The following is a 14,938-nucleotide window of genomic DNA, read 5'->3' as shown; positions in this document are numbered from 1 at the left end:
GAAGAACCCAATACTTTGTATATGTCATTTTTGAAACTGCACGATCATTATCCAAACGAAATCAGAAAAAGTGCCTCAACCTGCACGAATCAGTTGATTATTCATATCAAAATGATGTATCATGTATAAAAAGTTTACAGACGAAGATCTTGTCGAATTATTAAAATCGGGCAAGGATAAAGCTTTTGATGAACTTTATTTTAGATATCGCGATATCCTTGTTCGATTTGTATACCTCAGAATGAAATCGACAGCCATCTCAGAAGAAATTGTTCAGGAAGTTTTTACCAGTATCTGGGAGCGTCGAAAGACAATTTTAATTCAAAAAAGCTTTGCCGCATACATCTACACTTCAGTGCGTTACATGACTCTGGATTATATTAAATCACACAGTATCAACGATCAGTATATACAAGAAGTTTTAGATAAAAATACAGTTTCATATTCCAGTCACAATGCAACTGAAGATTTTATTTATTATGAAGAATTGCAAAAAGCAGTTGACAAAGCAACAATGCTCCTTCCCAAAAAATCAAAAGAAGTTTTTATCCTGAGCCGCATAAAACACTATACAAACAAAGAGATTGCAGAAGAGCTCAATGTTTCAATCGAAACTGTAAAATATCATATTACGTACGCCCTCAAATTCATGCGCACTTATTTAGGCGAGTTCAATTAAAAAATAAAATTCAGATTAAGAGTTCAGTTTTTTTCTTAACAAAAGCGTAACCTCCTGCGCCTACCCGAAATTACAATTCCAAAGACATACTATTAAAGACATAAAGAAATTATAATGCCTGATAAATTAAAACAAGAAATAAAACATTTTTTAGACGGAAAATACTCTCCGAAAGGACAAGAAATGTGGAACAAATGGTACGATCGTACAGATGATTTTTTTGAAAACATGGAAATGATTCAATCCGATCGTTCGAAACTAAAAAAAGAATTAAGAGATATTAAGAAAACCAACAATGTGATTTCTCTTCAATATAAAAACTGGACAGTTGCGGCGTCTTTAGTTTTCCTAATCGGGTTATCCCTGTTTTTTTATCAATCAGCAACATCGGTTGAAACGAAACAATTTACCGTAAAATTAGGTGAACATGCCGAAATAAAATTGAGCGATGGAACGCAAATCTGGCTAAATGCAGGAAGTGTTCTAAAATATCCTAAAGAATTTAAAGGAGATACCAGAGAAGTTTATCTAAGTGGTGAAGCTTTTTTTGACGTAGCCAAAGACAAGAAACATCCTTTTATCATTCATACCAATAAAATGGATACCAAAGTTCTTGGAACCAGTTTTAATGTTCAGGCTTACCCTGACCAAAAAACACAGGAAGTCTCTGTTTTGACTGGAAAAGTGAATGTAAAATCAACCGTTACAGAAGAAAATGTATATGTAACCCCAGGGCAAAAAGTGGTGTTTAAATCCCAAAACAACAAACTTCAGGCCTTTAAAGATGTTCCTGTAAACACTATTTCGCTATGGCGGAAAAACATTATGGTATTTGAAGAAACACCTCTGCCAGAAGTTGTAGCCACTATAAACCGGAATTACAATGTGGCCATCGAAATCAAAAATAAAAATTTAAACGACCTTAAGATAAGCGCCTATTTTAAGGAACTAACTGCTGATCAAACCATTGGACTGATGTGCAATATCATCAATGCTACTTATAAAATGGACGCAGGAGTCTATAAAATAGAGTAAATGCATTTAAAAAAACTACGTAGAAACCCGATAAACAAAACAATTAAAACTAAAAATTATGAATCAAAAACAAGTACGGCTTAACGTGAAGTGCCAAATCATAAAGACAATCGGAATTAAGCTATTCCTGTTTATTGCTTTATTTTTTGCGTCACTAACAGTAAATGCCGGGAATGTTGACATTAGCAAAAGAGTAACTCTAAAAGTTGAAAATGAAAGTATAAAAAATATTTTTCATAAAATTGAAAATCAGGCTGATGTGCATTTCATGTACGAAAGCAGTCAGGTAAATACGAATCAGAAATTAAGTCTAAAACTAAACAATGTAACACTTGAACAAGCGCTGGATAAAATCTGTGGTTCTGTGCTTCGATACGAAATTGTAAACAACAATATTGTAATCAAAAAAAGTCAGAAAGTTACTGTTTCAGATCAAAATAAAATTATTGTTTCAGGAACTGTTTTTGGTGGAGACGACAATATGCCATTGCCGGGTGTTGGAATCAAAGATAAAGGTTCTGATGTTGCAGCTACTACAGATTTTGACGGAACATTTAAAATGGAAATCAACGCTTCAGAAGCAACACTTATTTTTTCCTATGTTGGCTATATCACACAAGAAGTTAAAGTGACCCGTTCTCAAAGCATAACTGTAAAACTGGCTGCTGATGTAAAACAACTTCAGGAAGTGATTGTCATGGGGTACGGAAGTGTGAAAAAAAATGAGGTTTTAGGTGCTGTGGGATCGGTTTCTATGAAAGAAACTTCAAGCAGAACCTACAACAATGCTGCCGAATTATTGCAGGGAACCGTTGCCGGTGTTACGGTAATTAGCGACGGAGGTGATCCAACTGCATCACCAACTATTAATATTCGCGGTATTGGTTCTTTGAATGCTGAAACACCTTTAATTGTTTTAGACGGAATTATCTACAGCGGTTCTCTAAACACCATAAACCCTAATGATATTGGTTCGATCAGTGTCTTAAAAGATGCGGCTTCAGCGGCAATTTATGGAGCAAGAGCTTCTGGAGGAGTAATTTTAATTACCTCTAAAAAAGGAATTTCAGACCGTATAAATGTGAATGTAAATTATCAGGGAGGTTTTCAAAATGTTGCAAAAAAATTAGATGTTTTGAATGCAGCGGAATATGCAGATGCGATGAATATTGCCAGAGATAATGCCAAACTACCAAGAATTCCAGCTTTTGATCCCGCATTTGAACCAACAGCAAGAACAACAAAAACAAACTGGATGGATGAAATTTTTCATACAGGAGAAATTCAGGATTTATCTCTTTCTGTAAATGGAAAAACAGAAAAATCAAATTTCTTTCTTTCTGGTAGTTATAGAAAAAACGAAGGTATTTTACTAAATACCTATTCAGAACGTTATACTGTCAGAGCAAACTCTTCTTTTAAATTGGCACCAAACTTTACATTGGGTGAAAATTTATCTTATTCATTAACAAATGGTCAGAGTGCTAATACATCAAGTGCATACACAGGAGCAATTTTAGGAGCTATCTTTTATCCGCCCAATGCTACAATTTACAGAGAAGACGGTTCTGGACAATTTGGTGGTGTTCCTGAAAAGTATATTGGTTCTTACGGAGACGTTATCAATCCGGTAGCTTATTTAAAAAGACTCGACAACAGAAATCCTGTTTCCACAATTTTGATTAATCCCTACGCAGAATGGGAAATCATCGAAGGCTTGAAAGTAAAATCAAACTGGGGATATACAAGAATACAGGATAATGCAACAGATTTCACAGTAAAAATTACAGAGCCCGGGAAAATATTCGATTTTAACCGTCTGACTAAAAAATCTTTGACAATAAGTGATTTATTAAGCGAACAAACAATTTCTTATGAGAAATCGTTTGGAAAGCACAACTTTAAAGCTTTAGCAGGATATACGTATCAGGAAACTAAAAGAGATTTTTATACTGTGGAAGGAACAGGATTTGATAATGAAGATCCGTCACAGCGTTATTTATTGAATGCTAAATTAATACAGCAAACTGGAGCAGGTTTGTCTGACGAAATTATTTCATCTTATGTTGGAAGAATCAATTACGACTTCAATCAAAAATATTTATTCTCGGGAATTGTACGTCGCGATGGAACATCAAAGCTTTTATCAGAAAACCGTTGGAAAGTTTATCCATCTGTTTCTGCAGGATGGTTAATCTCTGAAGAAGGATTTATGAAAGGTATTAATCCAATTGTAAGCAGTTTGAAATTACGTGCAAGCTGGGGAGAAATAGGAAATTTAGGAAACCTCGGACCATACCAGTTTAGTGTGCCTTTAACTCAGACTACAGCTTTAATAGGCGCAACTCCTGTAATTAACTATGGTTATTCTGAAAGAGAGCTTTCAAACCCAAATTTAAAATGGGAAAGCTCTGAACAGACAAACATTGGTTTAGATTTCACTATGTTTAATAATTCATTCTTAGGATCTGTTGATGCTTACGTGAAAACAAATAAAGACATGCTTGTTCGTGATCAATTACCTGGTGTTTCCGGAACTCCACAAGGAAGAATTGTAAACTCCGGAGATGTTGAAAATAAAGGTATCGAGGTTAGTTTGACATACCAAAAAACACGAGGTGAATTTAAATTTGATGTAACAGCAAACGCCGGATTCTTAAGCAATAAAATTGTATCTATTAAAGATGATTTGACTTCTCTTGAGCCTCTAAATTTAAGCCGTGTTAGAAGTTTACCATTGGCTAATATTTATCAGGTAGGAAGCCCGGTTGGCGCTTTTTACGGATATGCAACAGATGGATTGTTTCAAAGTAACGCAGAAGCAAAAGCCTATGTAAATGCCAAAGGAGAGGTTTATCAGCCAAATGCCGTTGCCGGAGATATCAAATTTAAAGATCTTAATGGCGATGGTGTGATTAATAATAATGATAGAGAAGTATTGGGAAGTCCTTTTCCAAAAACAACATACAGTTTAAATTCTAATTTTAAGTACAAAGGATTCGACTTAAACATCTTTTTTAGTGGCGCAGCCGGAAACAGCGTTTTTAATGCTGTGAAACATACAGGTTTAAATGGTTCTTTCCCAGGTTATAATTTATTAGCTGAATCAAAAAATGCATGGTCACCTACAAATACTAACACTGATATCCCGGTACTTTCAGCAACAGACAACAATAATAACTTTGGAAGAATCTCTAGCTTTTATATCGAAGATGCCTCTTTCATACGATTAAAAAACCTTTCTATTGGTTATACGATTAAAGAAAACTGGTTAAACGGAAAAGCAAAACTAAGATTCTTTATTTCAGGTCAAAATCTATTTACAATTACCAAATATTCAGGAATGGATCCAGAGGTTGGGCTTACCAATTTCGGAATGGACTTAGGAAAATATCCACTTTCCCGCATTTATATGACGGGTTTAAACGCAACATTTTAAAAATATAAAACCAACAAAATGAAAAAAATAACTCTTTTAGTATTAAGTTTTGTACTGCTGGTAAGCACTTCAGCTTGTGAAAGCGAACTTGATGTGATTCCACAAGGAGCTCCTTCAAGCGGGAATTTCTGGAAAACTCCCGCAGATGCAAAGGCAGGTGTAAATGCAGTGTATGCTTTATACTCAGATGATAATATGTACGGCCGTGGTTTTTTCTGGCTTAACAATGCCAGCGATGACATTGGAACAAAACCAAGACAAAATGCAGAACGTATTAAAAACTTTATTGTTGATGGGGCAGAATCAGATACCAAAGATATCTGGAGATTGCATTACGAAATCATGAAACGTTGTAATGATGTAATTCGTAACATTCCAAATATTCCTTTGGATGAAAAAACAAGAAACGGAATGTTAGGCGAAGCTTATTTTAATCATGCTGTAATGCATTTAGAATTAGCTTATCATTATGGAGATGACCGTGCAGGAATTCCAATTCAGGACAGAGAAAATCCTACCAACGTTTATGTTCCCCGTGCAAAAAACGTAGCCGAAAATTATGCTTACATCGCTGCAGATTTAATCAAAGCTGCCGATTTGCTTCCATACTTTAATGAGTTAACACCAGATAATTATGGTCGTGCTCATAAAACAGCAGCCTGGGGATATTTAGTTCGTACTTATCTATATGCTAAAGATTGGGATAATGTGATTAAATATGCCAATTTGATTGTAAACAGCGGAAAACATAAGTTATTAGATAACTTTGAAGATGTTTTTAAAATTAAAAACAACTGGTCGACAGAGTATATTTGGTCAGTGACCTCAAGTGCAGACAATACTTCTTTAGGATCTATTTTCCCGGGAGTATGTCTGGAAGATAAAGGATGGGGAGCTTATAATGGATGGGGAAACTTCTACCCAACAAAAGAATTGTTTGATACCTACGATGCCACAGACAAACGTCGTAGTGCTACTATTCTGCAAAAAGGAGACAAATTTGTATATTTTGGAGAAGAAGTAACTTTTAATGAAGGAAAATATACTGTAGGTTCAAGCAATAGAACGGGTTATCAGTTCAAAAAATATATGGAGCCTTTCAGTTATCCCAAAACTGGTTCAGGAGCTGTCGATATTCGTTACGTCAATGCAAACGGAGATAAACCTTCAACAACTTTAAATGTACCGCTTTTACGATATGCAGATGTGATTTTGATGCTGGCAGAAGCTAAATTAATGAAAGGTCAAAATGCAGATAACGAAATTAATATGATTCGTCACCGTGCGGGACTTGCAAACATTTCCGGAGCCACAATAACTGATTTGAAAAGAGAAAGAAGATGCGAATTAGCGGGCGAATGGACAGATCGTCATTTTGATTTAGTACGCTGGGGAGACGCAAAGGAAACGTATGCCAAACCATTACATCACTATAACGGAACTGTAATTTATCCAGCTCGTAATTTTAATCCGGCAATTCACCACGTTTGGCCAATACCACCTGATGAAATTGCGGTAAGCAAAGGATCATTAACTCAAAACCAGGGTTGGTAATAAAGTAGTTTCATGTTGTTGTTTATTTTTTTACTGCACAGGTTTGCATAAAGCCTGTTGTGGTAAAAAATAAAACATATTTAAACAATAATCCTTAAGCCAGCCCTTTATACAGGACTGGCTTACATATATAAGCTTATTCATATTCTAATCTAATTTTTCATAAAGTTACCTACGGCTTTTATGAAATCAACTCCATTTTCAATGAAAAAAATAATCACCCTTTTTTGCCTCCACTTTTTCTTTTTTGCCCAATCACAGGAGTACAGTTCATCTAATATTCATTCTCATAACGATTATGAAAGTAAATTACCATTTTACGAAGCCTATTCTAATGAAACCGGTGTTATAGAAACCGATGTTTTTTTAGTCAATAATGAATTGTATGTGGCTCATACTTCAAAAGAAATAAAAACTTACAACACACTTAAAAGTCAATATCTGGAGCCACTTTCATCTAAATTAAAAACATTAGAAGGGAAAGCCTATCCAAGCAATAAACCTTTGATTTTAATGATTGATATTAAGTCTGATGCCGACTCTACTTTAAAAACAATTACACAGCAGTTAAAGACCTTTCCTGATATCACTTCTAACAAAAATATAAAAATTGTCATTTCAGGAAACAGACCTTTACCCGTGCTTTGGACAGCTTACCCTGATTTTATATACTTTGACGGAAGGCTAAATGAAGAATATTCACCAGATCAATTAGCACGTGTTGAAATGATTAGCGAAGATTTAAAAGAAATCACCCCGTGGAATGGAAAAGGAGTTTTAACGCAAGCTGATTCAGAAAAAATTCAATCAATTATAAAGAAAGTACATGGTCAAAACAAAAAAATACGCTTCTGGTCGACACAAGATAATGTTAATACCTATATGACTTTGATGAATTTAAAAGTTGATTTTATTGGAACAGATAAAGTTACAGAACTAACACAATTTATCAATAGCATTAAGACTACGTTTTACCAAAATACAGAGTTTCATCAGACTTATGCTCCTAAAAATGCATTCAAAAGTAAACGACCAAAAAATATTATCCTCCTTATTGGTGACGGAATGGGACTAACTCAGATTTATGCTGGTTATACCGCTAATAAAGGGCAATTGAGCCTTTTTAATATTCCAAACCAAGGGCTTTCAATCACAAAAGCTTCAGACAGTTATATTACAGATTCTGCTGCGGGTGCAACAGCAATGGCAACGGGACATAAAACCAACAATAGATTTATAAGTGTTGACGAGAAAGGAAAACCTTTGGAATTAATCACCCAGCAATTAGCAAAGAAAAACTATAAAACCGCTATCATTTCTGCCGGAAATATTACAGATGCAACTCCTGCCGCTTTTTATGCCCATCAACCAGAAAGGAGTTATAGCGAACCTATAGCAAATGATTTTTTAGCAAATCCTTCGGATATTTTAATTGGAGGAGGACAAAATGAATTTAAATCAAGAAAAGATGGCAAGGACTTGTCTAAAACTTTGATCGAAAAAGGGTATACATTCACTGATAACTTTTTAAGTTTAGATACTATCAAAAATAACAAATTTGTGGTATTAGAAGATAAAGCGGTAGTTTCTATAAAAAATGGAAGAGGAGATTTCCTGACTAAATCTTTTGCAAAAACAACATCCACTTTTTCAAAAACAAAAAATCCATTTTTTATCATGGCAGAAGGCGCACAAATTGATTATGGCGGGCATCAGAATAATGTAGAATATGTGGTTCGTGAAATGCTGGATTTCGACAAATTAATAGGACTAGCAATGGAATTTGTAGACAAAAATCCAGAAACCTTATTAATTGTAACGGCTGATCACGAAACCGGAGGATTATCATTAATAGATGGAAGTATAGAAAAAGGATATGTACACGGAAGTTTTAGCACAAATGATCACACCGCAATTCCTGTTCCTGTATTTGCCTATGGCCCCGGAGCCTCAAATTTTATAGGTGTCTATCAAAACACCAGCATATATGACAAAATTATGGCATTGATTTCAGGAAAATAGAATCTTTATACCATTTTTAAGAACCGCAATTTTAGAATTAAAATTGCGGTTCTACTTTACCGCAAAAAAAAACTTCAATTAGCGAAGCCAATTGAAGTTTTTAGTACTCAGAGCGGGACTTGAACCCGCACGAACATTGCTGTTCACTGGATTTTAAGTCCAGCGTGTCTACCAATTTCACCATCCGAGCATGATGTGGTACCTCCAGGGATCGAACCAGGGACACATGGATTTTCAGTCCATTGCTCTACCATCTGAGCTAAGGTACCAAATATTTATATCACTATAAATACAAAAATTTTAATAAAAAACCCTCTATCAATTGATAAAGGGTTTTTTAAAAGAAAGGCGACGACATACTCTCCCACATAACTGCAGTACCATCTGCGCAGGCGGGCTTAACTACTCTGTTCGGGATGGGAAGAGGTGAGCCCCGCCGCAATAACCACCTTAAGGTCATTGTTGGCGGTTGTTGGTTTATGGTTGTTGGTGTTTCCACGGGCTACCAACCATCAACTGTCAACTGCAGCTTCGCTGCAAATATCTTAACATACTGAGATAAAGAAACATAAAAGTATTTAGAAAGTTTCCTCCCGAGAGCTTTCGCTCTCGGGAAAAGGGTGTACATAAGCTTACGGATTATTAGTACTACTCGACTATGACATTACTGCCTTTACATCTATAGCCTATCAACGTGGTCATCTTCCACGATCCTTAAAAGAAATCTCATCTTGTGGTGGGTTTCGCGCTTATATGCTTTCAGCGCTTATCCCTTCCAAACGTAGCTACTCTGCGGTGCCCCTGGCGGGACAACAGATACACTAGAGGTTTGTCCAATTCGGTCCTCTCGTACTAGAATCAGATCCACTCAAATTTCTAACGCCCACAGTAGATAGAGACCGAACTGTCTCACGACGTTCTGAACCCAGCTCGCGTGCCACTTTAATGGGCGAACAGCCCAACCCTTGGGACCTTCTCCAGCCCCAGGATGTGACGAGCCGACATCGAGGTGCCAAACCCCCCCGTCGATATGAGCTCTTGGGGGAGATCAGCCTGTTATCCCCGGCGTACCTTTTATCCTTTGAGCGATGGCCCTTCCATGCGGAACCACCGGATCACTATGCTCTACTTTCGTACCTGATCGACCTGTATGTCTCTCAGTCAAGCTCCCTTATGCCATTGCACTCTACGCACGGTTACCAAGCGTACTGAGGGAACCTTTAGAAGCCTCCGTTACTCTTTTGGAGGCGACCACCCCAGTCAAACTACCCACCAAGCAATGTCCCCCACAACGCGGGGTTAGGCCTCAGATAAACAAAGGGTTGTATTTCAACAATGACTCCACAACGCCTGGCGACGCCACTTCACAGTCTCCAACCTATCCTACACATCATTTATCCAAGGTCAATACTAAGCTATAGTAAAGGTGCACAGGGTCTTTTCGTCCCACTGCGGGTAAACGGCATCTTCACCGTTACTACAATTTCACCGAGCTCATGGCTGAGACAGTGTCCAGATCGTTACACCATTCGTGCAGGTCGGAACTTACCCGACAAGGAATTTCGCTACCTTAGGACCGTTATAGTTACGGCCGCCGTTTACTGGGGCTTCAATTCAATGCTTCTCCGAAGATAACATCTCCTCTTAACCTTCCAGCACCGGGCAGGTGTCAGGCCCTATACTTCATCTTACGATTTTGCAGAGCCCTGTGTTTTTGATAAACAGTCGCCTGGACCTCTTCACTGCGGCCAGCTTGCGCTGGCGACCTTTCTCCCGAAGTTACAGGTCTATTTTGCCTAATTCCTTAGCCATGAATCTCTCGAGCACCTTAGGATTCTCTCCTCAACTACCTGTGTCGGTTTACGGTACTGGTACTAATTACCTGAAGTTTAGAGGTTTTTCTTGGAAGCCCTTAGGCGCACTATCTCTTTGTCCGAAGACTCCGAGTACTATCGTATTTCCCCAAAAGATGTGGATTTGCCTGCATCTCTTATAGGTAGGTACTTCAACGAACTATTCCGTCAGTTCGCGGCGCTTTCATCACTCCGTCACCCCATCACAGTAATTAGTAGTACGGGAATATTAACCCGTTAGCCATCGACTGTCCCTTTCGGGTTCGCCTTAGGACCAGACTAACCCACAGCTGATTAGCATAGCTGTGGAAACCTTAGTTTTTCGGTGTGCGGGTTTCTCGCCCGCATTATCGTTACTTATGCCTACATTTTCTTTTCTAACCAGTCCAGCATACCTTACGATACACCTTCAACCCTGTTAGAATGCTCCCCTACCACTTACAGTCAGACTGTAAATCCATAGCTTCGGTAATATGTTTATGCCCGATTATTATCCATGCTCGTCCGCTCGACTAGTGAGCTGTTACGCACTCTTTAAATGAATGGCTGCTTCCAAGCCAACATCCTAGCTGTCTGGGCAGACAAACCTCGTTCTTTCAACTTAACATATATTTGGGGACCTTAGCTGATGGTCTGGGTTCTTTCCCTCTCGGACTTGGACCTTAGCACCCAAGCCCTCACTGCTGTGAAACATTATATAGCATTCGGAGTTTGTCAGGAATTGGTAGGCGGTGAAGCCCCCGCATCCAATCAGTAGCTCTACCTCTATATAACTATCATCAGCGCTGCACCTAAATGCATTTCGGGGAGTACGAGCTATTTCCGAGTTTGATTGGCCTTTCACCCCTACCCACAGGTCATCCGAAGACTTTTCAACGTCAACCGGTTCGGTCCTCCACTGTGTGTTACCACAGCTTCAACCTGCCCATGGGTAGATCACACGGTTTCGCGTCTAACACTACTGACTAAAGCGCCCTATTCAGACTCGCTTTCGCTACGGATCCGTGACTTAATCACTTATCCTTGCCAGCAACGTTAACTCGTAGGCTCATTATGCAAAAGGCACGCCGTCACCCCACGAAAGGGCTCCGACCGCTTGTAAGCGTATGGTTTCAGGATCTATTTCACTCCGTTATTCACGGTTCTTTTCACCTTTCCCTCACGGTACTGGTTCACTATCGGTCTCTCAGGAGTATTTAGCCTTAGCGGATGGTCCCGCCAAATTCAGACAGGGTTTCACGTGCCCCGCCCTACTCAGGATACCACTATCCTTTACACTCATTACCTATACGGGACTATCACCCTCTATGGTTCTACTTTCCAGTAGATTCTAATTCTTTGTGCAAGAAATGTCGTGGTCCTACAACCCCAGCACTGCCGTAACAGCACTGGTTTGGGCTAATCCGCGTTCGCTCGCCACTACTTACGGAATCACTTTTGTTTTCTTCTCCTCCGCCTACTTAGATGTTTCAGTTCAGCGGGTTTGCCCACCTATCGGTGTACTATGTCTTCAACATAGTGGGTTGCCCCATTCGGATATCTGCGGATCAATCGATGTGTGCTCGTCCCCGCAGCTTTTCGCAGCTTATCACGTCCTTCTTCGCCTCTGAGAGCCTAGGCATCCCCCATACGCCCTTATTTTGCTTATTGTACCAATCATAAATTTAATTATGACCGTTTTTTTTTGTCTTTTATTATTTGTATTACTACTAATAACAAAAAACGCTTTCTACTTTTTATTATTTTCTTATCTCAATATGTCAATGAACTTTATTTAGTCGAAGGTCAAAAGTCAAAAGTCGTCAAGTGAATCACTTTGGACTTTATGACTTTAATCTTTATGACTAAAATCGTGGAGAATAACGGAGTCGAACCGTTGACCTCCTGCGTGCAAGGCAGGCGCTCTAGCCAGCTGAGCTAATCCCCCATTTTCTTAGTGATGAGTTATTAGTTATGAGTTATGAATTATTGCTCATAAGGTCTCAACCTCTAAAATTTCCTTTGTTTTAAGTTAAATAGTAGTCCCGGGCAGACTCGAACTGCCGACCCCTACATTATCAGTGTAGTACTCTAACCAGCTGAGCTACGAGACTCTGTTTTACTTAATTTTCATTATTTTTAAATTAACAGCAAGAGTAATTGAATTTTAATATTCAGATCCATTCGATTCACATCTTTTTTCCTCAACGTGTGCAAGCACTAACATTCGAGGCTCTAGAAAGGAGGTGTTCCAGCCGCACCTTCCGGTACGGCTACCTTGTTACGACTTAGCCCTAGTTACCAGTTTTACCCTAGGCAGCTCCTTGCGGTCACCGACTTCAGGCACCCCCAGCTTCCATGGCTTGACGGGCGGTGTGTACAAGGCCCGGGAACGTATTCACCGGATCATGGCTGATATCCGATTACTAGCGATTCCAGCTTCACGGAGTCGAGTTGCAGACTCCGATCCGAACTGTGACCGGTTTTATAGATTCGCTCCTGGTCGCCCAGTGGCTGCTCTCTGTACCGGCCATTGTAGCACGTGTGTAGCCCAAGGCGTAAGGGCCGTGATGATTTGACGTCATCCCCACCTTCCTCACAGTTTGCACTGGCAGTCTTGTTAGAGTTCCCGACATGACTCGCTGGCAACTAACAACAGGGGTTGCGCTCGTTATAGGACTTAACCTGACACCTCACGGCACGAGCTGACGACAACCATGCAGCACCTTGTAAATTGTCTTGCGAAAGATCTGTTTCCAAACCGGTCAATCTACATTTAAGCCTTGGTAAGGTTCCTCGCGTATCATCGAATTAAACCACATGCTCCACCGCTTGTGCGGGCCCCCGTCAATTCCTTTGAGTTTCATTCTTGCGAACGTACTCCCCAGGTGGGATACTTATCACTTTCGCTTAGCCACTGAAATTGCTCCCAACAGCTAGTATCCATCGTTTACGGCGTGGACTACCAGGGTATCTAATCCTGTTCGCTACCCACGCTTTCGTCCATCAGCGTCAATCCATTAGTAGTAACCTGCCTTCGCAATTGGTATTCCATGTAATCTCTAAGCATTTCACCGCTACACTACATATTCTAGTTACTTCCTAATAATTCAAGTTTAGCAGTATCAATGGCCGTTCCACCGTTGAGCGATGGGCTTTCACCACTGACTTACTAAACCGCCTACGGACCCTTTAAACCCAATGATTCCGGATAACGCTTGGATCCTCCGTATTACCGCGGCTGCTGGCACGGAGTTAGCCGATCCTTATTCTTACGATACCGTCAAGCTCCTACACGTAGGAGTGTTTCTTCTCGTACAAAAGCAGTTTACAATCCATAGGACCGTCATCCTGCACGCGGCATGGCTGGATCAGGCTTGCGCCCATTGTCCAATATTCCTCACTGCTGCCTCCCGTAGGAGTCTGGTCCGTGTCTCAGTACCAGTGTGGGGGATCTCCCTCTCAGGACCCCTACCCATCGTTGCCTTGGTAAGCCGTTACCTTACCAACTAGCTAATGGGACGCATGCTCATCTTTTACCGTTGTGACTTTAATAGTGACTTCATGCGAAGTTGCTATGCTATGAGGTATTAATCCAAATTTCTCTGGGCTATCCCTCTGTAAAAGGTAGATTGCATACGCGTTACGCACCCGTGCGCCGGTCTCTATATCCGAAGACATATACCCCTCGACTTGCATGTGTTAAGCCTGCCGCTAGCGTTCATCCTGAGCCAGGATCAAACTCTTCATCGTATATTTTTTATATTATATTGCGATGTATTATCTAGTGGTTCTTTTCGAATCTCTCAATTCTATTACTCTTATTCTTTTGTTCCGATTTTCATCGGAACGGCTGTCAATTCAATATGTCTACGAACGTGTATTTCTTTTTGTTTCGCTTGTCTCTCAAAGCGGGTGCAAAAGTAGAAAACTTATTTCTAACTGGCAAATGTTTTTTGAAGTTTTTTTTTGAAAATTTCTTTCCATTTTATACTTCCCAATTTACCAATCTGTCAATGAACTTTCCGTATTTTGCGGGGTGCAAATGTAACATCCGTTTTTAAATCTCACAAGCTTTTTCTAATCTTTTTTTCGAAAATTTCTTTCCGTTTGTTTTAGTAGCTTGTCAGTATTTCAGGGAACGTTTGTCGTTGTTGCGGGTGCAAAAGTAGAACCTTTATCCGCATTTACAATACTTTTTAACCACTTTTTTTGTCCTTTTTTTATCCTTTTTCTTAATGCTCTGATAACACATACTTTACAAATCATACTTTTTCTATTATGTGTAAGGTTTTTCTTGTTTTAGCTGTGGTTTTGGTAATTTTTGCCTGTTTCAGTCTTTACTTTTTGATGAGTTTTCATGTTTTTTAATCCTTA

General features: G+C 39.2%; 5 protein-coding genes, 4 tRNA genes and 3 rRNA genes. 5 read left to right on the top strand and 7 right to left on the bottom strand.

All coding sequences use genetic code 11. The annotated features are described in order from the left end of the window. Positions 1–121 precede the first annotated feature (121 nt). The 5 genes from OLM51_RS10520 to OLM51_RS10500 all read left to right on the top strand — a co-directional run bounded on the left by OLM51_RS10520 (position 122) and on the right by OLM51_RS10500 (position 8,729). Positions 122–679, top strand: a complete 558-nt coding sequence (locus OLM51_RS10520) for an RNA polymerase sigma-70 factor (RefSeq protein ID WP_264550577.1) — start codon at positions 122–124, stop codon at positions 677–679. A 114-nt stretch (positions 680–793) separates the two neighbouring features. Next, a complete protein-coding gene (locus OLM51_RS10515) occupies positions 794–1,714 on the top strand; it encodes a FecR family protein (protein WP_264550576.1) in 921 nt (306 codons plus the stop codon). Between the two features lie 58 nt (positions 1,715–1,772). After that, positions 1,773–5,153, top strand: coding sequence for a TonB-dependent receptor (locus OLM51_RS10510; protein ID WP_264554257.1), 3,381 nt, complete (start codon positions 1,773–1,775; stop codon positions 5,151–5,153). A gap of 18 nt (positions 5,154–5,171) precedes the next feature. Continuing rightward, the gene (locus OLM51_RS10505; RefSeq protein ID WP_264554256.1) at positions 5,172–6,707 is read left to right on the top strand and encodes a RagB/SusD family nutrient uptake outer membrane protein; all 1,536 of its coding nucleotides are present in this window, start codon (positions 5,172–5,174) and stop codon (positions 6,705–6,707) included. A 204-nt stretch (positions 6,708–6,911) separates the two neighbouring features. Next, positions 6,912–8,729 (top strand): alkaline phosphatase, encoded by a 1,818-nt coding sequence (locus OLM51_RS10500; protein WP_264554255.1) that lies wholly within the window; start codon positions 6,912–6,914, stop codon positions 8,727–8,729. Between the two features lie 104 nt (positions 8,730–8,833). Here OLM51_RS10500 and OLM51_RS10495 read toward each other — a convergent pair. From OLM51_RS10495 to OLM51_RS10465, 7 genes are all read right to left on the bottom strand, one after another. Further along, positions 8,834–8,919 (bottom strand) — tRNA-Leu (locus tag OLM51_RS10495). Between the two features lie 6 nt (positions 8,920–8,925). After that, positions 8,926–8,998: transfer RNA gene (locus tag OLM51_RS10490), tRNA-Phe, on the bottom strand. A 74-nt stretch (positions 8,999–9,072) separates the two neighbouring features. Then, positions 9,073–9,182, bottom strand: a 5S ribosomal RNA gene (rrf, locus tag OLM51_RS10485). 169 nt (positions 9,183–9,351) lie between these two features. Then, positions 9,352–12,232: ribosomal RNA gene (locus OLM51_RS10480) — 23S ribosomal RNA — on the bottom strand. A 203-nt stretch (positions 12,233–12,435) separates the two neighbouring features. Then, positions 12,436–12,509: transfer RNA gene (locus OLM51_RS10475), tRNA-Ala, on the bottom strand. Positions 12,510–12,601: 92 nt separating this feature from the next. After that, positions 12,602–12,675, bottom strand: a tRNA-Ile gene (locus OLM51_RS10470). A gap of 125 nt (positions 12,676–12,800) precedes the next feature. Beyond that, a 16S ribosomal RNA gene (locus OLM51_RS10465) occupies positions 12,801–14,314 on the bottom strand. Together the 16S, 23S and 5S rRNA genes with 4 tRNA genes alongside form the textbook arrangement of a ribosomal RNA operon. Between the last annotated feature and the right edge of the window lie 624 nt (positions 14,315–14,938).

The sequence above is a fragment of the Flavobacterium sp. N2038 genome (genome assembly GCF_025947185.1).
Lineage (GTDB): Bacteria > Bacteroidota > Bacteroidia > Flavobacteriales > Flavobacteriaceae > Flavobacterium.
Note: the sequence above shows the minus strand (reverse complement) of the source record. Positions and strands in the feature narration are given on the sequence as shown.

Excerpts from the sequence above, each read along its gene's own strand:
- OLM51_RS10500 (WP_264554255.1), top strand. The coding sequence starts at position 6,912 with ATGAAAAAAATAATCACCCTTTTTTGCCTCCACTTTTTCTTTTTTGCC.
- OLM51_RS10520 (WP_264550577.1), top strand. The coding sequence starts at position 122 with ATGTATAAAAAGTTTACAGACGAAGATCTTGTCGAATTATTAAAATCG.
- OLM51_RS10515 (WP_264550576.1), top strand. The coding sequence starts at position 794 with ATGCCTGATAAATTAAAACAAGAAATAAAACATTTTTTAGACGGAAAA.
- OLM51_RS10510 (WP_264554257.1), top strand. The coding sequence starts at position 1,773 with ATGAATCAAAAACAAGTACGGCTTAACGTGAAGTGCCAAATCATAAAG.
- OLM51_RS10505 (WP_264554256.1), top strand. The coding sequence starts at position 5,172 with ATGAAAAAAATAACTCTTTTAGTATTAAGTTTTGTACTGCTGGTAAGC.